Here is a 26,604-nt window from a genome sequence, read left to right as displayed (position 1 = left end):
CCAAAAGGCATCGAAGTTGATACTGACATCGGGCATCGTTCGCCCGTTCTATGCAATAGGGCAACGCCTGTGGCTTTTGCCCGTAGCAGTTTAGCACACCACCAAACTAAAGCGACAAAACTCTCTGCCAGCGGCGCGTTTTCTAGGACGAACGCCGTTTTGAAACCGAATGCGCACGCAAGCTCCACGAATATCTGAGACAATGGGCGCCCAAACAGAGCCGTGCCCGAGCATCTGTCCGAGTTGCAAAGGCATGTGCCTCTCACGCTCCCTCACCACGCCATGCGCAAGAAAGGATTCACACCATGCGCTTTATGCTCAACTGGCTTTTGACCTCAATCGCCATCGCGATCGCAACGTTTCTCGTCCCCGGCATTCAGCCCTTCGGCATGGCCGACGCCTGGGTCTGCTTTGCCTTCGTGGGACTGTTCCTCAACATCGTCGACTCGCTCGTTAAGCCGTTCCTGACGGTCATCTCGCTGCCACTCACTATTATCACGCTTGGTATTTTTCAGCTTGTGGTCAACAGCTTTATGCTCGAGCTGGCCAGCTACCTGTCGGTCAATCTGCTGGGCGCGGGTATCTCCATCGCCAGCTTTGGATCGGCGTTTATGGGCAGCATCCTGGTATCCATCATGCGCAGCATTCTCGACAGCATCGCCAGGAACTAAAGCGACCGGATACGGGCCGCCACAACACGCCAAAACGAAGGCCGTCCATCGCAACGATGGGCGGCCTTGTCATTTGCCAAGCCTCAGAGGACAAGAAAATCTACCATTTCTGCCCCGTCCCCCAATAGCAGGTGGGGCTAGATGACGTAGTCGTAGCCCTCGTTGGGGGCAACGAGCGTATCGAGTGTCACGCCGTCGAGGTAGTCGTTGATGAGCTTGTCCAGGTTCTTCCAAACATCGAGTGTAGGACACTCATCAGATCGCGAGCAACCTTTGCAGTCGCCGTCCAGGCATGCGACCGGTGCTAGGCTACCCTCGGTCAGGCGCAGGATCTCGCCCACCGTGTACTGCTCGGGCGGGCGCGTGAGCACGTAGCCGCCGCCCTTGCCGCGCATGCCCGAGAGCATATTGGCGCGCACGAGCGTAGCCAAAATGTTCTCCAAATATTTCTCCGAAATCCCCTGACGCGCGGCGATCTCTTTGAGGGGAATGCGGCCTGCCGCCTGATGCTCGGCCAAGTCGACCATAACGCGCAGGGCATATCTGCCCTTTGTGGAAACCAACATATATATTGCTGCCTTTCGGTCTTTTAATTCGTAGAAATTCTAGCCGAAATATTGGTTTTGAAAATACCTATTCCCGTCAAGATGGTTAATCGACTCGTAATAATCTTCTATTTCCTATTGCATTACTAGGCTTTAGTGCCTACTATGCTTGCCAACAGCAAAACGAACAACCCATAAGGTTTGTGGGTTTCGCTGCTACCCACGCCGTAAAACCACACGGTATCCAGTCATTTGAACACTTTGGAGGTTCACCATGAGCAAGGTTTACACGTCCATCGATCAGCTTATCGGCCACACTCCGCTTCTGGAGCTCACCCACTTTGAGGCCGATGAGGACCTCAAGGCCCGTGTGCTCGTCAAGCTGGAATACTTCAACCCCGCCGGCTCCGTCAAAGACCGCGTCGCCAAGAACATGATCGACGAGGCCGAGAAGGCCGGCAAGCTCGTGCGCGGCGGCGACTACACCATCATCGAGCCCACGAGCGGCAACACCGGCGTCGGCATCGCCTCGGTGGCGGCCGCCCGCGGCTACAAGGTGATCATCACCATGCCCGAGACCATGTCCGTTGAGCGCCGCAAGCTTATGCAGGCATATGGCGCACAGCTCGTGCTCACCGACGGCTCCAAGGGCATGAAGGGCGCCATCGCCAAGGCCGAAGAGCTGCAGAAGGAGACGCCCAACAGCATTATCGCCGGCCAGTTCGTGAACCCCGCCAACCCCGCCATCCACAAGGCCACGACCGGCCCCGAGATCTGGGATGACACCGACGGCAAGGTCGACATCTTCGTCGCCGGCGTTGGCACCGGCGGCACCGTGACCGGTGTGGGCGAGTTCCTCAAGGAGCAAAACCCCGAGATTCAGGTCGTCGCCGTCGAGCCCGCCACCTCCCCGGTGCTCTCCAAGGGCCAGGCCGGCCCGCACAAGATCCAGGGCATCGGCGCCGGCTTTGTGCCCGACGTCCTCGACACCCAGGTCTACGACGAGATCATCCCCGTCGAGAACGACGACGCCTTTGCCACCGGCCGCGCCGTGGGCCACAAGGAAGGCGTGCTCGTAGGCATTTCGTCCGGCGCCGCCGTGTGGGCCGCACTGCAGCTGGCCAAGCGCCCCGAGAACGAGGGCAAGACCATCGTGGCGCTGCTCGCCGACACCGGCGAGCGCTACCTATCCACGGCACTCTTCCAGGACTAAGGTCTGTTGCCCATAGGTTGAGCCCAGGATGAACCGGTCTCCTCTCTCCCGGCAGCTTGAGCCCATCCCATCAGGGCGCCCCACGAGTCGTCCGAACTTGCTACAATGTCTGCGGCGCGGAACCAGCCTCCCGCGCCGCTTTTCTTTTTTGGCCACATGCCACCAAGGAGAACCTCCCCATGCACAACAAGCGCGTGCTCGTCGCCATGAGCGGCGGCGTCGATTCCAGCGTGACCGCGTATCTGCTCAAAAATCAGGGTTACGAATGTGTCGGTGCCACCATGCGCCTCACCTGTCCCGCGCCCGATCCCGTCACGGGCATGAGCAAAGTCGATCGCGACATCGCTGACGCGAAGGCCGTCGCCGGGCGCCTGGGAATACCCCATCACGTGCTCGACTTGCAGCAAACCTTCGACCGTAACGTGATCGAGCGCTTTGTGAACGCCTACCAGGAGGGGCTGACGCCCAATCCGTGCATCATCTGCAACCGCCACATTAAGTTTGGCGCGCTGCTCGATGCGGCGCTGGACATGGGCTGCGACTATATCGCCACGGGCCATTACGCCAAAACAAGCCAAGCGGCAGATGGCACCTGGCAGCTACATCGCGGCGAAGATCCCAAAAAGGACCAAAGCTACTTTTTGTATTCGCTTACGCAGGAGCGCCTGGCGCGCACGATTTTTCCGCTGGCAGGGCTGGACAAAGAGTGCGATGTGCGCCGCATTGCCGCCGAGCAGGGCTTCATCAACGCCAAGAAGGCCGAGAGCGAGGATATCTGCTTTATCCCGGACGGCGACTATGCGGGCTATATCGAGCGCCGCTGCGGACACGCCGCTGCACCGGGCGATATCGTGTGGCGCGACGGCAGCGTGGTCGGAAGCCACAATGGCGCCTTGCGCTATACCATAGGCCAGCGCAAGGGCCTGGGCGTCGCGATGGCGCACCCCGTGTACGTAACGGGCGTCGATGCCGCCAACAACATTGTGCATCTGGGCGAGGCCGAGGACCTGACGGCCACAGCGCTCACAGCCAACGACTGGATTTGGAGCGCCCCTGCCGACCACATGGAGGCCGAGCTGGATGCCGGCGGCATTCGCGTGGGCGCCAAATACCGCTACCGACAGAAAGACCAGGCAGCAACCCTTACGCGTGATGAAGACGGACAAATGCTGCTAACTTTTGACGAGCCGCAGCGAGCCATCGCCCCCGGCCAGGCAGTCGTAGTCTACCGCGGCGACATCGTCCTGGGCGGCGGCACGGTGGCCGGCGCACTTAAGTAGCCGCGGGTTTATCGCTGCACGTGTCGAAGTACCTCAACAGCGGCACCAACCTCGATTACGCGACGCTCGAGGCCGCGGCGGATGGCCTCGAGTCGACCCTCCGCCGTGGCCCATTTGCTCTGCGAAAGAATCTCGATCGCCTCATCAACAAATCCGTTGAGCCGCGATGAATCGAACCAATCGAGCGAGTCCGCAAGCGCCAGCTGGACGGAAGGGTCGGGCCCAAACGGCTTAGCGGAAAACCCAAACTCCCCAGCTGCGAGCACGGCAGTTGGTACGTTATACCACAGGCAGTTGCCGCTATCGAACAGCGGAGCAGGTTTTATCTCCAGGGTGTCGACATTGCGGATGATGCCGAAGTTTCGCCAATGGCGGTCGCTGTTGGCCAAAAGGGCATCGCAGACAATCATCTGCGACATAGACCTTCTCACAGCGGCCTCACCGACACCATGCTTGCCGAGGTAGCAACAGTACCGGTCGTACGTCGAGTTTCCCCGCTGACTACCAAGTACGCCCTTAACGTAAACAGCCGGAACGTATTCCTCGCGGCCGTCAAGAAAGTCGTCGCACAGACACACAGGGCCATCGAATATGCGCTCAACCGTGTAAGGAACAAACTCCCCCTTGGAAAGCAAGCGACGATGTAGAGCCGTTGCAACCGCCTCGTTAAAGGGACGCTGATCGTCCATCCCGCACCCTTTAGCCAAAACGCGAATGCCGTTTCGGATCATCCACGATTTAGGGAGCTCGCCCTCGGACGTGTTATCCGGATTTTTTAGACCGATGCCTTCCAGCCAACCCGAACGCTCTTCGGGCGCCGATCGCTCAAATTCGTTCTCAAAGTAATTGATGCTTTGCCATTTGAGTTCGACGCAATCGGCCGGCCGCAGCCAATAACAATCCGAAAGCGATAAGCCCAGGCACCGAACCGGAACCTCGATGCCATTGGCAATTCCCAGTTCACGATAGCGCGAGACGAGTCCAGGGCGGACGTCAGGCACCGACCGATGGCTCCACCACACGTTGAGCTCCCGTTTATTCACCGTAGGAGAAGAGCTCGAGCATGTGCCAAACGGCATTCGTTGCGCATCGAGGACCTCGGCGATTTCGAAGGGAAACTCACGCGTCGGATCAAATGAGACATGCGCGATCTCATGGTCGGCCGACATCAGCGTAAACTTGCGTCCCACATCAGCCGCAGGACGGCGTCCTCGCTTGCGGACCTTTTGGTAGGCGGTCGCAGAATTGTACTCGACCATCTTCCGGCCGCCCACAATATCGCACACAAGCGTCCCCGATGCGGCAAGTTGCGATATGCGGGCTTTCGTAACGCCCAACAGGCGGGCGGCATCACCCATAGATAAGTACTCAGACGTATCCATACACCGCATCACCTCGTTAAGTAATTTACACGTTTAGTTAATAGATTACATACATCATAATACTAAACAGCCCAAAGCGAAAAAAGGCCCGAAAAACGGGCCTTAGTGATTGGTCAGCCGAGTCGCAAGCTGCTCCCCTAGCGCTGCACGTAGGCGCGGACGAGCTCGTAGGTGTTGCGCACGCCGTCAATGTGGCTGCGCTCGTAGTTGTGGCTCGCGTACACGCCGGGGCCGATCAGGCCGTGACGGATGTCGTAACCGGCCGAAAGCGTGGCCTCGACGTCGGAACCGTAATGCGGGTACACATCGATGGCGTAATCGAGCTCCAGCTCGCGCGCGATGTTGGACAGCGTGGTTACCAGGTCGTAGTTGTACGGACCGCCCGAATCCTTGGCGCAAATCGACACCATGCGCTCGGTGCAGCCCAGGTCGTCGCCCACGCAGCCCATGTCAACGCTGATCATCTCGCGCGTGTCGGCCGGCACAAAGGCACCGCCGTGGCCGACCTCCTCGTACACGGTAAAGAGCAGCGACACCTTACGCGAGAGGGTCACCTCGCCGTCGGCAACGGCGCGAGCCAAACCCAGCAGAATCGACGCCGACAGCTTGTCATCCAGGAAGCGGCTCTTGATGTAGCCACTCTCCGTCACCGTGGTGCGCGGATCCATAGCGATGATATCGCCCGTCTGAATACCCAGCTCGAGCACATCGTCTTTGCTGTCAACGTTCTCGTCGAGCAAGATCTCCATGTTCTTCTCGATGGTCTTGACCGGTTCATCGGCCACGTGCGCCGAAGGCTCGGTGTTGAGGACCACACCCGTATACACATTGCCGTCACGCGTGTAGACGGTGCAGTTCTCGCCATCGGCCGTAGACCACTGGTGCCCGCCGAGCGTCGTGGGACGCAAGCGACCATTGTCCTTAATGGAGCGCACCATGGCGCCCAGGGTATCGACATGGCTCGCCAATACGAGCGGCTCGCCCTCGCCGCCAAGTTCAACCAGCACGTTACCCTTATTAGAACGCTCAGGCCCAAAGCCCATATCGCGCAGGGTCTCCATCAGATAATCAGTCGCCGCACGGGTATAGCCCGTAGGCGAGGCAATAGAAGTCAGCGTCTTAAGCTGGTCAGTAATAAAACCAAGCGTAGAATCCATTTGGGACACCATCCACAACTCCAAAGTCAACATCCCGTAATCAGTAAAAGCCCCAACAACGATACCATCACGCACAAATATTTACCCAGCGAGATGACCCATCGAGCTCTTCCGAACAGCGCCCGCCACGACAACGAGCCGGCGGGCCCCGCCCGTTAGCCCCAGAATCTTTCCGCAGGACAGAAGGAGGCCCCGCCGCACGTAGTGCGCAGCGGGGCCTCCGACATGTCCGAGGACGATTCTGGGGCTAACGGGCGGGGCCCGCCGAACCAGGTTAAGCAGCCGGGCAGATCTTCTTGAAGAGCTCGATGACGTCGTCGAGCGTCGCCTCGCGCGGGTTGCCCGGGAAGCAGGCGTCGGCCATGGCGTCCTTGGCCAGGACCTCAATCTCGTCAGCCTTCATGGCCTCGCAAACGTGCGGGATGTTCACGTCGGCAGAGAGCTGCTTGACGGCGGCGATGGCGGCGTCGGCGGCCTCGTCGGTGCTCATGCCCGTGGTGTCAACGCCCATGGCGACGGCGACCTTGGCCAGGCGCTCGGCGCAAACCGGCTTGTTGAACTCCATGGCGATCGGCAGCAGCATGGCGCAAGCGACGCCGTGCGGGGTGTCGTAGTGAGCGGACAGGGTGTGAGCCATGGCGTGGTCGATGCCCAGGCCAACGTTGGAGAAGCCCATGCCGGCGACATACTGGCCAAGAGCCATGCCCTCGCGGCCGGAGCCGGGCTGGCCGGACTTGGCCTCGGCGACGGAGTCGCGCAGGTTCTCGCTGATCAGCTTAATGGCCTCAAAGTGGAACATGTCGGAAAGCTCCCAAGCGCCCTTGGTGGTGTAGCCCTCGATGGCGTGGGTCAGAGCGTCCATACCAGTGGAAGCGGTCAGGCCGGCGGGCATGGAAGCCATCATGTCGGGGTCGACGACGGCGACCTCGGGGGCGTCGTTGGTGTCAACGCACACGAACTTGCGGACCTTCTCGGGGTCGGTGATGACGTAGTTGATGGTCACCTCGGCGGCGGTACCGGCGGTCGTCGGCACAGCGATGGTGAACACGGCGTGATTCTTAGTCGGAGCAACGCCCTCGAGGCTGCGGACATCGGCGAACTCGGGGTTGTTGATGATGATGCCGATAGCCTTGGCGGTGTCCATGGAGGAGCCGCCGCCAATGGTCACGATAGCGTCAGCCACGGCGGCCTTGAAGGCCTCGACGCCGTCCTTGACGTTCTGGATAGTGGGGTTGGGCTTGATCTCGGAGTAGAGGCTCCAAGCGATACCGGCAGCGTCGAGCTCGTCGGTCACCTTAGCGGTAACGCCAAACTTGACCAGATCGGGGTCGGAGCAGACGAAGATCTTCTTGTAGCCACGACGCTGGAGCTCGCCGGGGATCTCCTTGATGGCACCGGAACCATGATAAGAAATGGTGTTGAGAACGAAACGATTAGCCATTGATAGCCTCCCATCGTGTACGGGGCACCCATTACGCCCCGCGCTGCAAGTTCCATCCTAACGCTTTTGAAACAAAAAATGCATGAGAACATCAAAAGTGTTAAAGCGTTTCAACATAATAACGGAGACCTAATCCTTCCCTCCCGACAGCAGCGTAGGCTAGATTATAGGAGCACTCGCCCAAAGAATACGACCCGCTCAGTCTATAAATTGTTTCTGTTTTAGCAATATATGTTTGACAATACGTTTATAAAAGGATAATTTATAGTCAACAATATGCATGCAGCAAATAGCATCATTCATTTTGTTAGAAATTGCCTATGCTGTTATTGCAGCTGCATGTACTGCAACGTACAGCGTAATTCTCCGCACGAAGCAGAAGACGGTTCCAATTCGGTCGAGGCGATGACACGTGATGGCTACTGGTCCTAAATCGAGCAAGACGGCTACAAACGAATATCGAATCTCAATTGAAGGTAACCCTTATCCGCATGCTCTGGTTCTCGTCAACCCAGCGGGAGACAACCTCAACATCAAAAGACATGGGTTCACGGGTCCACTAGGACAGCTATTGAGTCTTAAATATACCGTTTATGACGATGCAAATGAAAAACTCTTTACTGTCGTCGACGGTGGTTTTAGTAACATGCCCAGGGTTGCGCTCATCATCGAACACAAGGAAGTTGCGGTGTTCGATTATGGCCTAAACAGACTTGAGATGAAGTGCGTAACGAACATACCGAATTACACAATAAAAGGTAACTTCCTATTTGGAGATTACGATATATTCAGTCAACGGGAAGTAAAGCTATCTTCAGTTAACGTCCTTCAATGTGATAAACAATCGTGCTTTAGCATACAGGTTTTGGATAAAGCCAAATTAGCCGTCGCAATTGGAATACCCACAGCCATTGCCCTTCTGAGGGCTCGGATTGAAGAGCATCTCGAATAAATCGCAAAAAGCAGTTCGTTGCAACGTTCAGGAGCTAGATATTTTTTTCTGGCTCCTGAAACTGTATAAAATAGAGAGGAAAAATATTGCGGCAAAGGGACAACCCCTCTGCCGCATTCGGTTACTTTCGACAGCCCTCTTTCCAAGCCTCGGCCGCAACCTTCCAGCGAAAACGCAAGTCGCGCTCGCGGTCGATAAACATGATGGCAAACGCGACAAACAGCAGCACGCTCGCCACGACGATGGCGTGCAGGCCTATGCGCTCAATACACCAGTTGCCCAACACGGCGCCAAACACAAAGGTAAAGATCACGCCAAAGTACAGCAGGCCGTTTTCCAAAAAGCCGCGCTTGTGGGTAATGATGTAGTCGTCCACGTTTTGCAAGGCATTACGGAGGTTGCCGATACACATGGTCGTGGCGATGCCGTGTCCATGAATCTTGCGGAAACTCTCGACCTGCATACCGCAGGCAAACGAAGTAAGGCAGTTGGCGAGCAGGTTGAAATCGCCGCCCGGGATAAAGCTCACGCCCAGCAAGATAACGGCTTCAAAAAACACCGTCACCTGGCGCCAGTGAATCACGCTGCCAAAACGCTCGTGTACCAGGTCGGCAAGCATAATGCCCACGGCAAACGACACCACGGGGAAGAAATAGCGTCCCGCGAGCGCCCAATTACCCTCCGAGATGCTCACGCCCACCAACAAGATGTTGCCTGTCTGCGCGTTGGCAAAAACATGATCGCGCCCAATGTACGAATACACGTCCATAAAGCCACCAGCGAGCGCCAGAATGATGCCCAGCTCGATGGACTCCGATATCTGCTTGGCACGCTGCATCGTCGTGCGGCCTCCTTGTTGACGACCCTCTCGTGCGTTGGCGGAGACATAGCCGCCGTTCATACTGTAACCCATTGACAACATGGCGTGCGCGCGAGACGGGCTCCCCAACGCGCAGATACACAGTCTGGAAACAAACGGCGGGCGCGGCGCCACACCCGACGCCCGACGCCTCGTGTACTCCACCAGTCTTTTTAGCCCCGTCCCAAAAAGACTGGTTACAATTACGTGCAGCATACAAACACCGGGAGGGATCGTGGCAAAAAAGCCTCAGCACGCTCAGAACAACCAGCGCAGTCAGCAGGGCAAACAGGGCCAGCAACAAAAGCGCGGCGGCAAGGCGCAGGCCACGGTCGCCCGCACCAAGCATTCCCAAGCGACGCCCGCCCGCCCCTGGCGGCCGGGCCGCGATAAGTTCCTCCCCGTCAGCCGCGCCGACATGGATGCGCGCGGCTGGGACCAGTGCGACTTTGTCTACATCTGCGGCGACGCCTACGTGGACCATCCCAGCTTTGGTATGGCCATCGTCAGCCGCGTCCTCGACGCGCACGGCTACAAGGTGGGCATCATCTGCCAGCCCGACTGGACCGACCCCGCCAGCATCACGGTGCTCGGCGAGCCACGCCTGGGCTTTCTCGTCAGCGCCGGCAACATGGACTCCATGGTCAACCACTACTCGGTGACCAAGCATCGTCGCCACACCGATGCCTACACCCCTGGTGGCGAGGAGGGTCACCGCCCCAACCGCGCCGTCACGGTCTACGGCAACCTCATCCGCCAAACGTTCAAGGACGCCCCCATCATCATCGGCGGCATCGAGGCGAGCCTGCGTCGTCTGGCCCACTACGACTACTGGCAGGACAAGCTCAAGCGCTCGGTACTGCTCGACTCGGGCGCCGACATCCTCATCTACGGCATGGGCGAGCACGCGATTGTCGAGATCGCCGACGCGCTCGACGCGGGACTGCCCGTCGATCAGATCACCTATATCAACGGCACCGTCTACCGCACGGGCTCACTCGACGAGGTCTACGACTACGACCTGCTGCCCAGCTGGGACGACCTTACCGCCGACAAGCTCAACTACGCGCGCAGCTTTAATGTGCAGCAGCAGAACATGGATCCCATCACCGGACACCGCCTGGTAGAGCCCTACCCCAACAGCGTCTATGTGGTGCAGAACCCGCCGTCGGCGACGCTCACCACCGATGAGATGGACGAGGTTGCCGAACTCCCCTACGCACGCGATTGGCATCCCGATTACGACGCGGCAGGCGGCGTGCCGGCCTTTGCCGAGATCAAGTTTTCCATCAGCTCCAACCGCGGCTGCTTTGGTGAGTGCTCGTTTTGCGCGCTGACCTTCCACCAGGGCCGCGTGCTGCAGATGCGTAGCCACGATTCGATCATGCGCGAGGCCGAGCTACTCACGCGCGACCCCGAGTTTAAGGGCTACATCAACGACGTGGGCGGACCGACGGCGAACTTTAGCCGCCCTGCTTGCGACAAACAGCTCAAGCACGGCGTGTGCAAGAACAAGCGCTGCCTGTGGCCGAGCGTATGCAAGAACATGGTGGTCGACGAGAGCGGCTACACACAGCTGTTGCGCGACCTGCGCCAGCTACCGGGCGTCAAAAAGGTCTTCGTGCGCAGCGGCATCCGCTTTGACTACACCATGGCCGACGCCTCGGACGAGTTTTTGCGCGAGCTGCTGGAACACCATGTCTCGGGCCAGCTGCGCGTAGCGCCCGAGCACGTGAGCGATGCGGTGCTGAGTGTGATGGGCAAGCCGAGCCGCGCCGTCTACGACGCGTTCTGCCGTAAATTTGAACGCCTGAACCGCGAATACGGACTCAAGCAGTATGTGGTGCCGTACCTAATCTCGAGCCACCCCGGTTCAACGATGAAGGAAGCTGTGGATCTTGCCGAGGCCGTGCGCGACATGGGCTACATGCCCGAGCAGGTGCAGGACTTCTACCCCACGCCGTCCACCATGTCGACCTGCATGTACTACACCGGCGTGGACCCACGCACCATGAAGCCGATCTACGTGGCACGCGACCCGCACGAGAAGGCCATGCAGCGTGCGCTCATCCAATACCGCAAGCCCGAGAACTACAAGCTCGTACGCGAGGCGCTGGAAAAGGCCGGCCGTCGTGACCTGATCGGCTACACCAAGCATTGCCTGATTCGTCCCGTACCGCCGCGCCCGGGCGAGACGTCTGCCGGCGGCGGGCATGGCACCGGCAAGAAGGGCGGCAAACCGCACGGTGGTGCTGGCGGCAAGGGACCCAAAGGCAGCAAGGGGCACGGCGGCATGTCGCGCGCGCAGAACACCGCGGGCCGCAACCGTGCGGCCCAGGGACGACAGGGTGCCAACGGAGGCGGCAGGCGCAACTAGCGCGGCGAGGGCCAGCCGGCGTCTCATGGCCAGCCGGCGTCCTTTCATCGGCCAAGCGTGTTTTCCCTAGGGGGAACACGCTCAGACACACCTAGTCGTGTTTTCCTTAGGGGAATCACATTTACTGACGGGAGCGAGCCGCTGGCACGCCTGCTTGAGCGACCGCATCGCCTCTACCAGCACAAAGACGGCGATAGCAACCGCAATTACCACGTCGAGCGGCGTGTTCACAAACCAGAGCAACGTCATGAGATACGACCCGGCGTTAAAGGCAAAATGCAGCAGGATCGTGTAGCGGAACTTTCCGGTGGTCACGAGCACCCAGCCAAAGACCAGACCGGCGGCGCCGGCGTAGCAGCCCTGCACCCAGTTCATGTGCATAAAGCCAAAGATGGCCGCTTGCAGCACAATCGCCGCGGCGATGCCCCAGGTACTCGGGGCCGCCCAGGGCACCATGGCGCCGTCTTGATGTCGCACGTGACGTCGGCGCTTCCAAAGTGGGCGGCACTGCGGGTTAAACGCTCGGAGCGAAAACTCAAAAATGATGCCGCGCACCAGCAGCTCTTCACAAAATGGGGCGCCGAGCACCGTAGTCAGAACGGCGAGATAGCTGGTGTCGCCCATGCCCGTCTCCTCGACAAGTTCGCTGTAATCGGCCGCCGCCTCGGGCAACAGCGACAGCACAGCGTCGGTCACGTAGCCAACGACCACCTGCAGGGCTAGGCCAATCACGATAACGCAGGCGATGCGCTTCCATGCAGCATTTGCTCCCCCACCGAGCGGGCGCTCACCTTGCCGGCGCGCCAGAAAGGAGCGCGGCCACAGATAACGCCACCACAGCAGCGCCATCAAAAACGATGCCGTCTGCGCGGCAGCCTGAAACCATTGGATATCGAGATTGTCGATCGGATAGCCCGTCAGCACCGACACGGCATCGAGAACTGAAAACAGAACCGCGCTCAGGGCTATATCGGCAGCGACAACGCCAAAACAGGCAAGCGCCCAAATCATCGCATTGAGCATGCCAACCTCCTCAAAACCGTTCCCTAGTTCTACCACAACTCGGCAGAGAGCTGATCCCATGGGGACGGAGGAAAACGGATCACTTATTGATGAGAATCGGGCGCAGTGCCAAAGGCCCCGTTGGGCGAAATGTCGAACGGAAAGGTGCCGCATCGATTAAACGCGGCGATAAACATGCGGATGGCGTTGGACGGCGTGGTACCTACGAGCTGGGTTGCCGCCGCGAAGGCCGCCTTTTCCTCGGGCAAGACCTTCGCGACAACCGGGGTCATGTGTTCTGCCATGGCGCTTCCTTTTTGAAACGACGGTGGTGCGGATAGATGCGGGCCACGCGGCTGGGCGACGGGCTGTGAAGGCAACCCGATTGGCCCGCATCCGGAGTTTGTTTCTGCGTCGTTGGTATTACTTGGTATTCCTAAGTATTACCCCGCAGATAGAATACCACACCCGCCCCATGGGGACGGAAGAAAAACGGATCATTTTATTGTTGAGTTAGCGCCCGAAATGGCTTCTAGAGCGTGATGATATCCGAGATATCGAGGGCCTGAGCGTCGACGGCATCGTGCGTGGCAAGCAACATCATGCGGCCGTCGAGCAAGTCGAGCACGACCTCGGCGCATGCGTCACGCGCAGCGGTATCTAAACCGGTAACGGGCTCGTCAAGAATCACCGCGCCGCCCGGGCACAGCAGGGCTCGGGCGATCTCGACGCGACGGCGCTGCCCGCCCCCATATCAGCCCTTTGCGCAAAACGGCAATGCCCCGTCCGCGCAAACACGCGAACAGGGCATTGATCAAGTTTTACGGTCAGCGGCTCTTTTGTGCCAGAGACCTTCTGTCTTTAGCGAAGCTCGGGCCAGTAACCCTTGTTGGCCTCGATCATGTCGTCGAGAACCTCCTTGGCGACCTTCATCGAAGGCACGGTCTTGTTGAGCGTAAAGGCCTTGAGCGCCTTCTCGTACGAACCCTCGATCGTAGCCTCGACCACGAGCTTCTCGGAGTTCAGCTGCTGCATCATGAGGCCCTGCTGGAACAGAGGAATGTTGTCGCGGCTGATGACCTCGGGGCCATTCTTGCCAATGTAGGCAGGCAGCTCGACCATAGCGTCGTAGGGCATGTTGGGGATAGCGCCCTTGTTCTCGCAAATGACCAGGAAGCGCTGCTTGGTATCGTTCTTCAGAGCGATAGCCAGGTCGGCAATCCAGTCGCCGTGGCTGCCCGCATAGAACGTGCTCTCGTCGATCTCGCCCGTCTTCTCGTAGTGGTCGATGCCGTCGAAGAGGTTCTTCTCGCGCGTCTCCTCAACCTCGTTAGCACGGGTGCGCTCAGGGTTGGAATGCTCGACGAACTCCTTCTGCTGCAGGTAGTAGTTCAGATACGTGTTGGGCAGGTACTCCGGGAAGCACTCCATGATCTCGTACTCGCCCTTCCAGACGTAGTACCAGCTGCCCTTGGTGTGACGGTTCTGCTCGGGATGCTCGTCGGCGGTCTCCTCGGGCTTCTTTGCCATGAGCGAGCCCATGCCCTTGAGGTAGGAGTCGGGCAGCAGAATCTCATGCTCCTTGATGTACTCGCGCAGCTGCGGGAGCACCTCCTCGCCCTTGTGGCGAATCGAGGTGAACCAACCAAAGTGGTTGAGGCCAAAGTAATCGTACTCGACATCCTTCTTGTCGATATCGAGTGCGGCGCAAACCACGTCGATGATCGCGATCGGCATGTCGCAGATGTTGATGATGCGAGCGTTGGGACGCAGCACGCGGCAGCCCTCGGACACGATGGCGGCAGGGTTGGAGTAGTTGAGAATCCAGTAGTCCTTCTTGGCGTACTTCTCAACGTCGTCGATCAGTTCGACCATGGGGAAGATGGTGCGCATGCCGTAGGCAAGGCCGCCGCAACCGCAAGTCTCCTGGCCCACGCAGCCGTGACGCAGCGGAATCTTCTCGTCCTGCTCGCGCATGGCGTAGCCGCCCACGCGCATCTGGGCAAACACGAAGCTCGCGTCGGTAAAAGCCGTCTTTTTGTCGGTGGTCACCGTGAGCTTGATGTCCAGGCCGAGGTCCTCGTGCAGAATCCAGTCCACGAGCACGCCGATCTTGCGCTGGCGCTCCTCGTTGATGTCGTACAGACGAATCTCGTCAACGTCGAGCTCGTCCTTGCGCAGGGCGATGGACTTGACGATGCCGGGGGTAAAGGTGGATCCGCCACCACACAGAGTAATGATCATTGTTTACTGCTCCTTCTCAATTGCGTTTTCGACCTTGTCGCGCATCTCGGCGACCTTCATGCCAAAGATGATCTGGATATTGTTGCCGTTGCGGTTGATGCCGCTGTTGGGCACGTGGTTGATGAGGTTCTCATCGATGAGGTCCGGGTTCTTAACGTTCACGCGAAGACGCGTAAAGCAGTTCTCGAGCTCCTCGATGTTGTCCTTGCCGCCAAGACCTGCGACCAGGTCGGCAATACCTGCATCGACGCCCTCTGCGGGAGCTGCGGCAACAGCGCCCTGCTTCACCGCGACAGACGCGGCGGCCTCGCCCTCAGCAACGGACTCGGCGAGCTCGGACTCCTCCTCGCGGCCAGGCGTGTGGAGGTTGAGCTTCTTAATAAGGAAGGTGAAGAGGAAGAAGTACAGAGCGGCGTTGACGACTCCAAGCACCAGCATAACCGGCCAGTTGGTCTTGTCGACACCGAGGACCAGGTTGGAAACCACGATGTTGATGATGCCGCCTGCAGTCGAAGCGGGCACGGAGAGAACCTTGAGCAGGACCAGGAAGATACCGGAAAGAATCGAGTGAACGACAAAGAGCACGGGAGCGGCAAAGACAAAGAGGAAGTCCATGGGCTCGGTGACACAGGAGAGCACGGCGGTGATGATCAGCGGGATGATAACGGCCTTGGTCTTATCCTTGTTCCCCTTGTAAGCGGTGAAGATAAAGGCGAGACCGATACCGATGTAGGGCCACAGGTTGTTGAAGGTGTAGCTGTTGAAATAGGTGCTATCGGAGAAGGGCTGGCCCGTCATTGCCATCTCGGCGACACGGATGGGATAGGCGCCGGCGATAACCTGATCGCCCAGCGTCAGGGTGCCACCCACATCGGAGAACTGGAACGGGGTGTAGATGAGGTGGTGCAGACCGGTGGGAACGAGCAGCTTGTTGAGCATGCCGTAGATGAACAGACCGATGTTGCCCGACTCCTTAATGATGCCGGCAACGGAGGAGATGGCACCCTGAACCGGAGGCCAAACGATGCAGAAGCCAGCGCCCATGATCCAGGAGATGATGATCATGATCAGGAACGGGAAGCGAACGCCCGAGAACATCGAAAGGGCAATGGGGAACTGCTTGTTCGAGTACTTGTTGAACACAGCACCGGTGATGCAACCAAGAATGATGCCGCCAAACACGCCGGTATCGAGCACCTGAATGCCCATAACGGTGCTCTGGCCGGTTCCGGTAAGGCCGAGCATGCCGCTCGCTTCGGCAAGAGAGCCGGTGGCGTTGAGCACGATGTTGTTAGCCTGCAGGAACAGGAAGAACGACATCAGGGCGATCAGCGAAGCATGGCCCTTGTTCTTCTTTGCCATGGCGCCGGCGATGCCCACGCAGAACAGAATCGAGAGGTTGTTGATGATAAACATCAGCGACTGATAGACAACGGCGCCCACAAGCTGGAACGGACCGGAGCCCAGCACAGGGATCACGGCGCAGATGGTCTTGTTGGTCAGAATAATGCCCACGATGAGCAGAATGCCGGCAACCGAGAGATACATCATCGGCTGAACGATTGACTTCGCGAACACCTCCAACGGCGCTTTGAAATTGAACTTCTTTTTTGCGGTCATAGCGGTACTCCCCTTCCTTTTCCGCAAATTAAGACAGATGTGCCCTGGACAAGACCGTGAGCCTTGCCTTATATCAATCGATGTGTGGGCACGTTATGCCTAGAGACCAGGTTCTCCAAGCAGGTTAACAATGTGATATGCGAGATAACTCTTCTCGGCATCGGTAACGACAACGTTATAGGTAGACGCTAAGTGGTCGGCAATTGACTCCGCACACGAGAACGCCCTCGGATACGCCGTTTCATCGATACGGAACAGCGCGTCGCCATTGACCTGCCCCGCCGCGGGATCGAGCGCCCGCTGCGCAAAAAACTGCAGATGGCGAACGAAACGCTCGTACGGCAACGAGGTGACGTCAAGGGTCGTGGCATAGTGCTCGGAAACAATCGCGAGCACGTCGCGAACAAGCTGGACCGAAACAATCAGACGGTCAGAGCGCTGCGGCATGGTGGCGTTGACGATATGCAGCGTAATAAAACCCTGCTCTTCTTCGCTCATCTGGATGCCCATATACTCCTTGATAATCTGCAGCGCACGGCCCGCAAGCGCATACTCCTTGCGATAGAACTGCTGGATCTCGAGCAGCAACGGATTCTCGCAGGGGACGCCCTTACGCTCGCGCTCCAAAGCAAGACTGATATGGTCTGCGAGAGCAATGAGGATCTTGTCGTTGATATCAACATTGAGCTCTCGACGGAGCATCTGAACAATGTCCTCGGAAATCACGAGGTTGACGGTGGGAATGGACTCCAAAAGATGTGCCAAGCGGTCAATCGTGCGCGAATCCTGAGAAGTGCCCTCCTGCAGCGCATAGGTCTTTTCGACCGATGCCTCATCGATAGCGTCGCCGGCATGACGGCCAAAGCAGAGGCCTCGACCGATGACAATGAGCTCGGAGCCATCGTCCGAAGTGACCATTGCGACGTTGTTGTTGAAAACTCGCTTGATAACCACGGTACCCACCACAAGAATTTACTCGGAAAGCCAGACGACAGGCTCTTTAACAGCAACAGGGCCGGAAGCGTGCTCACGAAGAGTCGAGTTCTCCGAACGCTCGCACACGATAACGAAGACCGTGGGATCGAAGCCGGCGGCGCGGACCGCGTCGAAATCGACCTCGACGAGGGGCTGGCCCGCGTCGACATGGTCACCCTGGGCAACAAGCGCATGGAAGCCCTTGCCCTCAAGTTTAACAGTGTCGATTCCGATATGCAGCATCACCTGAGCAGAGCTGTCGTCGGACATGATGCCCAGTGCATGCTCGGTCGGGAACAGCGCCGCGACGGTACCGGAAACAGGAGCGCACACCGTTCCCTCTTGGGGAACCACGGCAACGCCATCGCCCACGGCACGGCTGCTAAAAGCGGGGTCATTGGTATTTTCTAGATGAACAAGCTCGCCGGAAACAGGAGCGAGGATTTCGAACTCGGAAGTTGCAGTCTTCTGCTCATCCGAACCGCCCATCAGGCGAGAAAAGAAACCCATGGTGGCATGTCCCTTCATAAATATAGCCCAACCAAAATCAAGCGAATGCATCCATAGAGACACATCCGTTCAAAGACTTTGGTTAGGCCCACGTCCGAGGGACTCGGTAACCTTCCGCATTTCTTTTTACGGGAGCTATTGTAGACAAGCCCAAAGCCGGAACAATCATTATGACCGGTGAACGGTATTTATTCTCCGATAAACGGTATCTATCTATGCGGCACTTGGGGACGTTCCTTTTCTGCCGGCACCCAGGGACACTCCTTGCTCTGGCCCCTTTGCACCAAAAAGGGCCCCGAGCGTAGTTGCTCGGGGCCCTTAGCTTGCCTCACACTAGCGTGCGACGCGTATGTTACTTGCGCTTGCCGCCGCCGTCACCGGGGCGGCGGGAGCTGCTACCGCGCTTGCCGCCACGACTATTGCCATAGCTGCCACGGTTATCGCGACCGCCGGCGCGGCCGCCACGAGAGCCGGACTGGTTGCCGCCGCGACCACCACGATAGCCGCCACGGCGCTCCTCGCGGGTGTCGTCGTAGTTGCGCCAATCATCGCGACGATCGCGGCTGGCACGCGGGTCGCGACGATCGCGCGACTCATTCGAACGACCGGCGCCGCTGCGGCCACCGTTGCCACGAGCACCCTCGCGACGCTCGCCGCCACGGACGCCGCGCTCGTCACGCGAACCACGGCCTTCGCCGCCACGGCCACCGCGCTCGCCATCGCGACCGGAGCGACGACGGTCGCCCGAGCCGCGCTTGCCGCCGCGCGAACCACGGCCCTCGTCTTCGCGCTCAACACGACGACGACCACCACGGTCCTCGTCCTCACGACGACGGCGGTGTGCCTCGCCCTGGAACTGCTTGGCACGACGCTCGGCACGGTTACCGCGCGGGGCCTGCTCGACGGCAGCGGCACCGCCGCGCTCCTCGGCAGCCACCTCGCGAGCCACGCTCTCCACAGCCTCGTCCACGCGAGCCTGAACGCCCTCGCGCACGCGGGTCTTGCCGCCGCGCTTAGGACGGCTCGGACGCTCGCCGTCGCCGCGACGCTCGTCACGACCGCGGTTGGAACGACCGGCCACATCACCGTAATCGTCGCCGTTGCGCTTGCCGTCGCGACGCGCCTGCTCAAGCTTCTTCTTGCTCTTGGACTTGCCGCGCTTGGTCTTCTTCTTCACCTTAAAGGCCGCAGGATCGCGCTCGGGATCAACGGCGGGCGGGTTGGGACCCACATGCAGGTCGCTGGCCTCGTAGATGTCGGCCGTCTTGTCCATGAGCTTCTCGATCTCGTAGAACTCATCGACATCCTGCTCGGTCACAAACGTAATGGCCCAGCCCAGCTCGCCGGCGCGGCCCGTACGGCCAATGCGGTGGATATAGTCGGTCGGCTCGGCCGGTACGTCAAAGTTCACGACGTAGCGCACGTCGCTAATGTCGATGCCGCGGGCAAGCACGTCGGTTGCCACCAACACGTCGACGGTACCGTCGCGGAAGGCCGAAAGCGCGCGCTCGCGCTGGGCCTGGCTGCGGTTGCCGTGAATCGCGGCGGCCTTGATGCCCTTACGCTCCAGACGACGGCAGCAGCTGTCGGCGCGGTGCTTGGTGCGCATAAAGACGATAGTGCGCTCCGGACCCTCCTTCTTGAGGAACTCGGGCAACAGGTTGTTCTTGGCCTCGATGGACACCGGGAACACAAACTGGTCGACGGTGTCGGCGGTCGACGTGGCCGGTGCGATCTCCACGCGAGCCGGGTCGCTCACCAGGTCGGTGATCTCGCCCACAGCCTCCTCGTCAAGTGTGGCCGAGAACAGCAGCGTCTGGCGCTCGGCCGGCGTCTCGCGCACAATGCGGCGGACGGCGGGCAAAAAGCCCATGTCGAGCATGCGGTCGGCCTCGTCGAGCACCAGCACCTTGACCTCGTCCAGGTGGCAGGCGCCCTGCTCGATCAAATCGACCAAACGGCCCGGCGTGGCGACCAGGATGTCGCAGCCGTACTTGAGGGCAGCGGTCTGCGGCTTGTAGCTCACGCCGCCCACGACGGTCACGGCGACATGACCGGTGACGTCGGCGATCTTGTTCGCGACCTCGTCGATCTGCTGGGCAAGCTCGCGCGTGGGGGTGATGACGAGCATCACGGGGCCGCGGCCGTTGCCCTCGGGCTTTTTAGCGCCGCGACGGCGGTTGCGGCCGCTGCGCTCGCGCACAGGCTTGGGCGGAGCGATGTGCTCCAGGTTGTTCATGGTCGGCAGCAAGAAAGCGGCCGTCTTGCCGGTGCCAGTCTGAGCGGCGGCAAGCAGGTCGCGGCCTTCGAGCACCACAGGAATCGAACCGGCCTGCACGGGCGTCGGCGCCGTGTAGCCCAGGTTCTCGATAGCACGAAGCATCTCGTCGGAAAGGCCCAGCTCGTCAAAGGCGGGCAGGCTCTCGGTAGCGGACTCGACGGCCTGGGCAGCATTGGCCTCATCGGCAGCATCGAAGGCAGCCTGGGTCATGGCCTCGCGGGTCTCGTCCAGAATCTCGGCGTCGGTGACGTCGGATACAGAATTACGCATATGTTGTTGTTCCTTATCTGCACGCGCAATGGGCACGGCATGCGGCCGCGCGGGCGTGCTTGGTAGTGCGCTAATACATACAAAAACGGGTGCGCACAGAGAGGACGTTGCTCAGCACGCTGGCGATCGCTTTGGCAGCCCTATCACGCGCCGTCCAGACGCAGCAGCTCTAAGCGATGGAGCAGATTCGCCGCCGGTTAGTATACCCGTGCTTCGCATGCCCCCACGTAAACCACAGATGACGGTGCAGGAGGAGTGGGCCTGGGTCGATTGTCTCAATCTGTAACATCTACAGGGTAAAACCGGGTCCTGCTGTTACAGATCGAGACGTTGAGTTGCCAGCCAACGGTTTATCTCAATCTGTAACAGTAACTCGGCAAAAACCGGTCTTGCTGTTACAGATTGAGATATTTAGCAAGGATGGCCAACGACTGAACAGCCATCCTCAACCGTAGCGAAATGTCATACATTTCAACTCCAACTAGACACCCCCAGGGGGTATGGGTGTATAGTATCAGCAGGTTAACAATTCCAACAGTGAACCACAGAAAGGAGAAGCCATGGCTCAAGATAAGTTCGACGTGGGTGGCATGACATGCGCCGCCTGCCAGGCGCACGTGGATCGTGCCGTGAGCAAGCTCGACGGCGTCGAGAGCGTCGCGGTCAATCTGCTCGCCGGCTCTATGCTGGTGGACTACGACCCCGCGCAGGTCACCCCCGACGACATCTGCACCGCCGTCGATCGCGCTGGCTACTCGGCCTCACCCGTCAGCACGGGCACCGACGCCGCCCAAAGCGGCAGTACGCAAGCCAGGTCCGGCGCCGCCCATATGGAGTCGCCCACCAAAAAACTGGAGGCCGCCGCCTCTGCCATGCGCACTCGTCTCATCGTCTCGATCGTATTCCTCATCCCACTGTTCTACATAGGCATGGGGCACATGCTTGGCTGGCCGCTGCCCGGCATTTTCACCGACCATACCCACAGCATGACGCTCGCCCTCACCGAGCTCGTCCTGCTTATCCCCATCGTCTATGTCAACGACGCGTACTTTATCAACGGGTTTAAATCGCTCGCGCACGGCGCGCCCACCATGGACGCCCTTATTGCCGTGGGCGCCACCGCTTCCGTCGCCTGGTCGTTCTATGCCATGTTTATCATGGCCGACCAGCTGGCCGCCGGGCAAATCCACGAGGCCATGATGACGAGCATGGGCAACCTGTATTTTGAGAGTGCGGGCACGATCCTGTCGCTCGTCACCGTGGGCAAATACCTCGAGACACGCAGCAAATCCAAGACCGGCGGCGCCATCGAGGCGCTCATCGACCTGGCGCCCAAGAGCGCGACCGTCGTGGCAGAGGACGGCACCGAGACCACCGTCGACGTCGACAGCATCCTTCCCGGCCAGGTCCTGCGCGTACGCCCCGGAGAGTCCATCCCCGTCGATGGCGTGGTGCTCGAGGGCAGCTCGGCCGTGGACGAGAGTGCGCTCACCGGCGAGTCCATCCCCGTGGAAAAGACCGCCGGTGCCACCGTCAACGCGGCCACGGTCAACCGCACGGGCTCGTTTACCTTCCGCGCCACGCGTGTGGGCGCCGACACGTCGCTCGCCAAGATTATCCAGCTCGTCGAGGACGCCAACACCACCAAGGCGCCCATCGCCCGCATGGCCGACAAAGTCGCCGGCGTGTTCGTGCCCGTGGTGTTTGTAATCTCTGCCGTAACTTTTGTGGCGTGGATGGTGCTGACCGGAAGCATCAACGAGGCGCTCACTTCCGCTGTCGCCGTGCTGGTGATCAGTTGTCCGTGCGCGCTCGGCCTGGCCACGCCCGTCGCCATTATGGTGGGCACCGGCAAGGGCGCCGAGATGGGCATTCTGTTTAAGAGCGCTGAGGCGCTGGAGAACCTGCGCAGCGTGGGCACCGTGGTGCTCGATAAGACGGGCACGGTCACCCGCGGCAAGCCGGCCGTGACCGACATTGTGGTTGTCGCGCGCGCCGACGGCTCGCCCGCTATGAGTGAAAAGGCGTTACTGAAGCTCGCTGCCGCGCTGGAGCGCTCGAGCGAGCACCCGCTGGCCGAGGCGATCATGGCCGAGTGCGAGTCGCGCGGAATCGTGGCGCGCACGGTCGAGGACTTTGCCGCCGTGCCTGGACGAGGCGTTACGGCGCGCGAGGGACAAAACGTCATCGCTGCCGGCAACGTGCGCCTGATGGTCGAGCTGGGCGCGAAGGTGCCCGCCGGCCTTGCCGAGCAATTTGCCGCCGAGGGCAAGACGCCGCTGTTCTTTGCCAAGAACGGCGAGCTTGTCGGCACCATCGCCGTGGCTGATGAGGTCAAGGAGACGAGCGCCGAGGCCATCGCCGCGCTCCGCAAGCTCGGCGTCGATGTGCGCATGCTCACTGGCGACAACCGCGTGACGGCCGAGGCCATCGCCCGCCGCGTGGGACTGAGCAGCGAGCAGGTCATCGCCGACGTCCTCCCCGCCGACAAGGAACGCCACGTGCGCGAACTGCAGGATGCGGGCGGCAAGGTCGCCATGGTGGGCGACGGCATCAACGACTCCCCCGCCCTGGCGCGCGCCGACGTGGGCCTTGCTATCGGCACCGGCGCCGACATCGCCAAGGAGGGCGCCGACGTGGTACTCATGCGCAGCGACCTCATGGACGTCGCCCGAGCCATCGAGCTTTCACGCGCCACGATCCGCAACATCAAGCAGGACCTGTTCTGGGCACTGTTCTACAACGGCATCGGCATTCCGCTGGCGGCGGGCGTGTTCTTCCCGCTCACCGGATGGCAGCTCTCGCCGATGTTTGGCGCCGCGGCCATGAGCCTGTCGAGCGTGTGCGTCGTAAGCAATGCTCTGCGCCTACGAACCTTTAAGCCCAAGACGGCGCACTGATGCACCCGACCTTGCCCCTCAAACCGTCGCTCGCGTACCCAAGTACGCTTCGCTCCTCTTTCGGGGCAATCTCGGGCACCTCAGCGCACCTTTAAGATGACGCTGTTCACGACTAAACTGTCAGATAATCTCAATCGATAAGGAGTACACCCATGCGATACACAATCAAGACTTCCGGCCTCATGTGCGGCCACTGCGACGCCACCGTCGAGACGGCGTTGCTCAACGTTGCCGGCGTGACCGACGCCGATGCCGATCACGAGACTCAGACCGTCCAGGTGGAGTGCGCCGACACCGTGACCGCCGAGCAGCTCGCCGCCGCTGTCGAGGCCGCGGGTGAGAAGTTCCACGCCCTTTCGGTGACCGCCGCGTAACGACCCGCACGTACCCCCCCCCGACCAGAAACGAGGACCCGCCATGATGGCAGACCACAAATCGGTAACCCGCATGCTCAAGACGGCACGCGGCCAGATCGACGGCATCTTGCGGATGGTCGATGAGGACCGTTACTGCGTCGATATTTCCACGCAGCTCATGGCAACGCAGGCGCTCATTGCGCGCATCAACGCCGACGTGCTCAAGGCGCATATCGAGGGCTGCGTGACTTCGGCAATCGAATCGGGCGACGAAGACCTCAAGGCCGCCAAGCTCGCCGAGATCGAACGCGTCGTCGACAAGCTCTCCAAGTAATTGGGGCATTGGGGACGGACTGCTTTGCACCTTCTTGGTGCATCGGGGACAGGTATGTTTGCACCACCTTGGTGCAGATTGACCTGTCCCCCTTGCTCTAAATCGGGTATAAAGGCGTGCAGCATATCGAACGAAAGGCAATTTGCATGAATGACTTTATGAAGGGCCGCAATGGCGCCGATGAGCTCACCATCGTTATGGGCTTTGTCGGCATCGTCATCGCGATGATCGGATCGATAGCCCATATCCAGTGGCTCAGCTGGATTGCCATCGCCGTAATCGTGATTGGCGTGCTGCGCGGCCTGTCCAAAAACATCGACGCACGTCGCAAGGAAAACGCGGCCTTTGTCGCCGCGACCGCTAACGTCCCCGGCCTGGGCAAGTTCGTAGCGAGCTTGGGTAGCGGCGCCGCGGCTGCCAACGCCTCGCGCACGGCCGGTACCAGCAAGGAAGACTTTGAGCGTGCCAAGCGCACGGCCAAGAAGATGTGGAAGGGTCGCAAGACCACAGCATACCTCAAGTGCCTCAACTGCGGCCAGATGCTCTCCGTCCCCAAGGGCAAAGGCAAGATCCGCGTCACCTGCCCCAAGTGCCACGCCAAGATGGAAACCCGCTCCTAACGCCCGCACGCGGGACAAATTAATCAGGTTTGTTTGTCCCAAATCTTAAGTATTTGTTCGATAAAAAAGCTGAGGCCTCGTGTTGAGACCTCAGCTTTTTGCATGCGGCAACGGAGCTGCCCCTTTGTCACATCTACGCCACACCGTCGCGGGCCAGCTCCTCAGCCAGCGCTTCGGCAGGCATGGCCATAATCGCGTCGAGCTCGGCGTCCACCTCGGGAATACGCTTCACCTTGAGCTTGCGTACCAAATCACCGCGACACATCACATGCGTCGGCTCACGCAGAGCGCACAGGTCATCGAGCGGATTCTTGCGCGTCACCAGGATATCGGCGGCCTTGCCGCACTCGATCGTACCGGTCTCGCCGCCCAGCCCCAGCAGCTCGGCGTTGACTTGCGTAGCCGTATGCAGCGCGAAGGCGTTGCTCACACCGACATACTTGGCAAAATAGGCCACCTCACGCCACATGTCGTACTGCGTCACGAACGGGCAGCTTGAGTCCGTGCCCAGGCCCACCTTAATGCCAGCTTCCAGCGCGGCACGGGCGCTCTCGATGATGCCCGAGCACACGATGTCGCCGTTCTTCTTTTGTGTATCGGTCGAATGGGTCTTTTCCGGGTCGAGCAATACAAACGGCAGCGCCGGGCTGATCGTGCAGGTCACGCTCGGCGCGCGTCCCTCGAGCTGTGTGCCCGCGGCGCCGCGATACAGCTCCAGGATCTCGGGCGTCATCGGGGCACCGTGCTCGATCGTGTCGACCCCGGCCTCAAGCGCGGCCTTCACGCCCTCGGTGCTCTCGACATGAGCCATAACCGGCAGGCCCACCTCGTGCGCCGCCTTGCACGCCGCCGCGGCAACATCGATCGGCATGCGCAGCACGCCCGGCTCGCCAACTTCGGTCGCGTCGAACACGCCACCCGTCACGAACAACTTGATGACGTCGGCACCACGAGCGTACAAGTCGCGCACCTGTTCGGCCGCCTCGTCGGGCGTATTGGCGACCTGCGCGAACAGCCCCGCGCCGTGGCCACCCGGCACTGTAACGCCCGTTCCCGGCGCTACCAGACGCAGACCCTGATACTTGCCGGCATCGATAGCATCGCGCACGGCGATGTCGGCAAACAGCGGGTCACCCGCACCGCGCACCGTAGTCACGCCGCTTGCCAGCTGCTGTTGGGCGCTGCCTTTGAGGATGTGGCGAACGATGGCGCGGCCCACGGGATTGTCGAGCTTCTTCATCAGCGCGCCCGCATCACCCGCCGAGACCGGCTTGCCCGAACCGCACAGATGCACGTGCATATTGATGAGGCCCGGCATGAGATACGCCCCTGCCAGGTCGATGACCTCGGCCCCCGCTGGAGCTTGGGCCACAGCGCTCGGTCCCATCCAGGTGATGATGCCACGCTCGACGACCACGGCCATATCGGGCTGCGGCTCCATATGCTCCGAACCATCCAGAACGGTCGCATTGATAAACAACGTGGAACGATCGGCAGTCGCCATATCGAGCTCCTCCCTCTCAGAAAACTTCAACATTTGTCCATTATTACCTAGCGCGGCGGAATTGCTGCGGACATATCGGTTAACGGAGCAAGAAGGAGATGCGGGGAACGA

23 protein-coding genes are annotated in these 26,604 nt (G+C 60.1%); 9 read left to right on the top strand and 14 right to left on the bottom strand.

What is annotated here, in order from left to right:
• The first annotated feature begins 305 nt into the window (after positions 1 to 305).
• A complete protein-coding gene (locus DW943_RS01900) occupies positions 306 to 671 on the top strand; it encodes a phage holin family protein (RefSeq protein WP_117583967.1) in 366 nt (121 codons plus the stop codon).
• A 137-nt stretch (positions 672 to 808) separates the two neighbouring features.
• Here DW943_RS01900 and DW943_RS01895 read toward each other — a convergent pair whose 3' ends face one another.
• Positions 809 to 1,237 (bottom strand): Rrf2 family transcriptional regulator, encoded by a 429-nt coding sequence (locus DW943_RS01895; RefSeq protein ID WP_117583966.1) that lies wholly within the window; start codon positions 1,235 to 1,237, stop codon positions 809 to 811.
• 253 nt (positions 1,238 to 1,490) lie between these two features.
• On the opposite strand from DW943_RS01895, the gene cysK reads away from it, so the two are divergent.
• Both cysK and mnmA read left to right on the top strand, forming a co-directional pair.
• Positions 1,491 to 2,429, top strand: coding sequence for a cysteine synthase A (gene cysK / locus DW943_RS01890; protein WP_089572177.1), 939 nt, complete (start codon positions 1,491 to 1,493; stop codon positions 2,427 to 2,429).
• A 56-nt stretch (positions 2,430 to 2,485) separates the two neighbouring features.
• On the top strand, positions 2,486 to 3,709 hold the full coding sequence (gene mnmA / locus DW943_RS01885) for a tRNA 2-thiouridine(34) synthase MnmA (protein ID WP_255413156.1): 1,224 nt from the start codon (positions 2,486 to 2,488) through the stop codon (positions 3,707 to 3,709).
• An 8-nt stretch (positions 3,710 to 3,717) separates the two neighbouring features.
• Here the strand turns inward: mnmA and DW943_RS01880 are convergent, their stop codons facing one another.
• From DW943_RS01880 to fucO, 3 genes are all read right to left on the bottom strand, one after another.
• Positions 3,718 to 5,091 carry a DNA-binding protein gene (locus DW943_RS01880; protein ID WP_117862017.1) on the bottom strand — a complete coding sequence of 458 codons (1,374 nt, stop codon included), beginning with the start codon at positions 5,089 to 5,091 and terminating at the stop codon, positions 3,718 to 3,720.
• A 137-nt stretch (positions 5,092 to 5,228) separates the two neighbouring features.
• A complete protein-coding gene (locus tag DW943_RS01875; protein ID WP_117862016.1) occupies positions 5,229 to 6,248 on the bottom strand; it encodes a M42 family metallopeptidase in 1,020 nt (339 codons plus the stop codon).
• A 274-nt stretch (positions 6,249 to 6,522) separates the two neighbouring features.
• Positions 6,523 to 7,689, bottom strand: coding sequence for a lactaldehyde reductase (gene fucO / locus DW943_RS01870; RefSeq protein ID WP_117862015.1), 1,167 nt, complete (start codon positions 7,687 to 7,689; stop codon positions 6,523 to 6,525).
• Between the two features lie 415 nt (positions 7,690 to 8,104).
• Between fucO and DW943_RS01865 the strand changes: the two genes are divergently transcribed.
• Positions 8,105 to 8,641 carry a hypothetical protein gene (locus DW943_RS01865; protein WP_117862014.1) on the top strand — a complete coding sequence of 179 codons (537 nt, stop codon included), beginning with the start codon at positions 8,105 to 8,107 and terminating at the stop codon, positions 8,639 to 8,641.
• Between the two features lie 121 nt (positions 8,642 to 8,762).
• Here DW943_RS01865 and DW943_RS01860 read toward each other — a convergent pair whose 3' ends face one another.
• Complete coding sequence (locus DW943_RS01860; RefSeq protein WP_370448065.1) at positions 8,763 to 9,542, bottom strand: YoaK family protein; 780 nt, start codon at positions 9,540 to 9,542, stop codon at positions 8,763 to 8,765.
• Positions 9,543 to 9,735: 193 nt separating this feature from the next.
• Between DW943_RS01860 and DW943_RS01855 the strand changes: the two genes are divergently transcribed.
• A complete protein-coding gene (locus tag DW943_RS01855) occupies positions 9,736 to 11,877 on the top strand; it encodes a YgiQ family radical SAM protein (protein WP_233543569.1) in 2,142 nt (713 codons plus the stop codon).
• Between the two features lie 81 nt (positions 11,878 to 11,958).
• Here DW943_RS01855 and DW943_RS01850 read toward each other — a convergent pair whose 3' ends face one another.
• From DW943_RS01850 to DW943_RS01820, 8 genes are all read right to left on the bottom strand, one after another.
• The gene (locus DW943_RS01850; RefSeq protein WP_158566057.1) at positions 11,959 to 12,900 is read right to left on the bottom strand and encodes a CPBP family intramembrane glutamic endopeptidase; all 942 of its coding nucleotides are present in this window, start codon (positions 12,898 to 12,900) and stop codon (positions 11,959 to 11,961) included.
• Between the two features lie 83 nt (positions 12,901 to 12,983).
• Complete coding sequence (locus DW943_RS01845; RefSeq protein ID WP_117583961.1) at positions 12,984 to 13,184, bottom strand: hypothetical protein; 201 nt, start codon at positions 13,182 to 13,184, stop codon at positions 12,984 to 12,986.
• A 227-nt stretch (positions 13,185 to 13,411) separates the two neighbouring features.
• Positions 13,412 to 13,570 carry an ABC transporter ATP-binding protein gene (locus tag DW943_RS10415; protein ID WP_158566055.1) on the bottom strand — a complete coding sequence of 53 codons (159 nt, stop codon included), beginning with the start codon at positions 13,568 to 13,570 and terminating at the stop codon, positions 13,412 to 13,414.
• Positions 13,571 to 13,740: 170 nt separating this feature from the next.
• Complete coding sequence (locus tag DW943_RS01840) at positions 13,741 to 15,123, bottom strand: 6-phospho-alpha-glucosidase (RefSeq protein ID WP_117862010.1); 1,383 nt, start codon at positions 15,121 to 15,123, stop codon at positions 13,741 to 13,743.
• Positions 15,124 to 15,126: 3 nt separating this feature from the next.
• Positions 15,127 to 16,743: a PTS transporter subunit EIIC gene (locus DW943_RS01835; protein ID WP_117862009.1), complete on the bottom strand. Its 1,617-nt coding sequence runs from the start codon at positions 16,741 to 16,743 to the stop codon at positions 15,127 to 15,129.
• A 99-nt stretch (positions 16,744 to 16,842) separates the two neighbouring features.
• Complete coding sequence (locus DW943_RS01830; protein ID WP_117862088.1) at positions 16,843 to 17,697, bottom strand: PRD domain-containing protein; 855 nt, start codon at positions 17,695 to 17,697, stop codon at positions 16,843 to 16,845.
• Positions 17,698 to 17,715: 18 nt separating this feature from the next.
• Positions 17,716 to 18,228 carry a PTS glucose transporter subunit IIA gene (locus tag DW943_RS01825; RefSeq protein WP_158549283.1) on the bottom strand — a complete coding sequence of 171 codons (513 nt, stop codon included), beginning with the start codon at positions 18,226 to 18,228 and terminating at the stop codon, positions 17,716 to 17,718.
• 352 nt (positions 18,229 to 18,580) lie between these two features.
• Positions 18,581 to 20,779 carry a DEAD/DEAH box helicase gene (locus DW943_RS01820; RefSeq protein WP_117647669.1) on the bottom strand — a complete coding sequence of 733 codons (2,199 nt, stop codon included), beginning with the start codon at positions 20,777 to 20,779 and terminating at the stop codon, positions 18,581 to 18,583.
• A 560-nt stretch (positions 20,780 to 21,339) separates the two neighbouring features.
• Between DW943_RS01820 and DW943_RS01815 the strand changes: the two genes are divergently transcribed.
• The 4 genes from DW943_RS01815 to DW943_RS01800 all read left to right on the top strand — a co-directional run bounded on the left by DW943_RS01815 (position 21,340) and on the right by DW943_RS01800 (position 24,989).
• Positions 21,340 to 23,679, top strand: a complete 2,340-nt coding sequence (locus DW943_RS01815; RefSeq protein ID WP_117862007.1) for a cation-translocating P-type ATPase — start codon at positions 21,340 to 21,342, stop codon at positions 23,677 to 23,679.
• Between the two features lie 152 nt (positions 23,680 to 23,831).
• Entirely contained in the window at positions 23,832 to 24,053 is a 222-nt protein-coding gene (locus DW943_RS01810) for a heavy-metal-associated domain-containing protein (RefSeq protein WP_055310331.1), read from the top strand.
• A 43-nt stretch (positions 24,054 to 24,096) separates the two neighbouring features.
• Positions 24,097 to 24,369, top strand: a complete 273-nt coding sequence (locus tag DW943_RS01805) for a metal-sensing transcriptional repressor (protein ID WP_055285698.1) — start codon at positions 24,097 to 24,099, stop codon at positions 24,367 to 24,369.
• Between the two features lie 146 nt (positions 24,370 to 24,515).
• Positions 24,516 to 24,989 (top strand): hypothetical protein, encoded by a 474-nt coding sequence (locus DW943_RS01800; RefSeq protein WP_117647665.1) that lies wholly within the window; start codon positions 24,516 to 24,518, stop codon positions 24,987 to 24,989.
• A 133-nt stretch (positions 24,990 to 25,122) separates the two neighbouring features.
• Here the strand turns inward: DW943_RS01800 and DW943_RS01795 are convergent, their stop codons facing one another.
• The gene (locus DW943_RS01795) at positions 25,123 to 26,493 is read right to left on the bottom strand and encodes an amidohydrolase family protein (protein ID WP_117647663.1); all 1,371 of its coding nucleotides are present in this window, start codon (positions 26,491 to 26,493) and stop codon (positions 25,123 to 25,125) included.
• Positions 26,494 to 26,604 lie beyond the last annotated feature (111 nt).

It is taken from the genome of Collinsella sp. AM44-11 (assembly GCF_003467145.1).
Taxonomy (GTDB): Bacteria; Actinomycetota; Coriobacteriia; order Coriobacteriales; family Coriobacteriaceae; genus Collinsella.
This window is presented reverse-complemented; position numbering and strand designations above follow the sequence as displayed.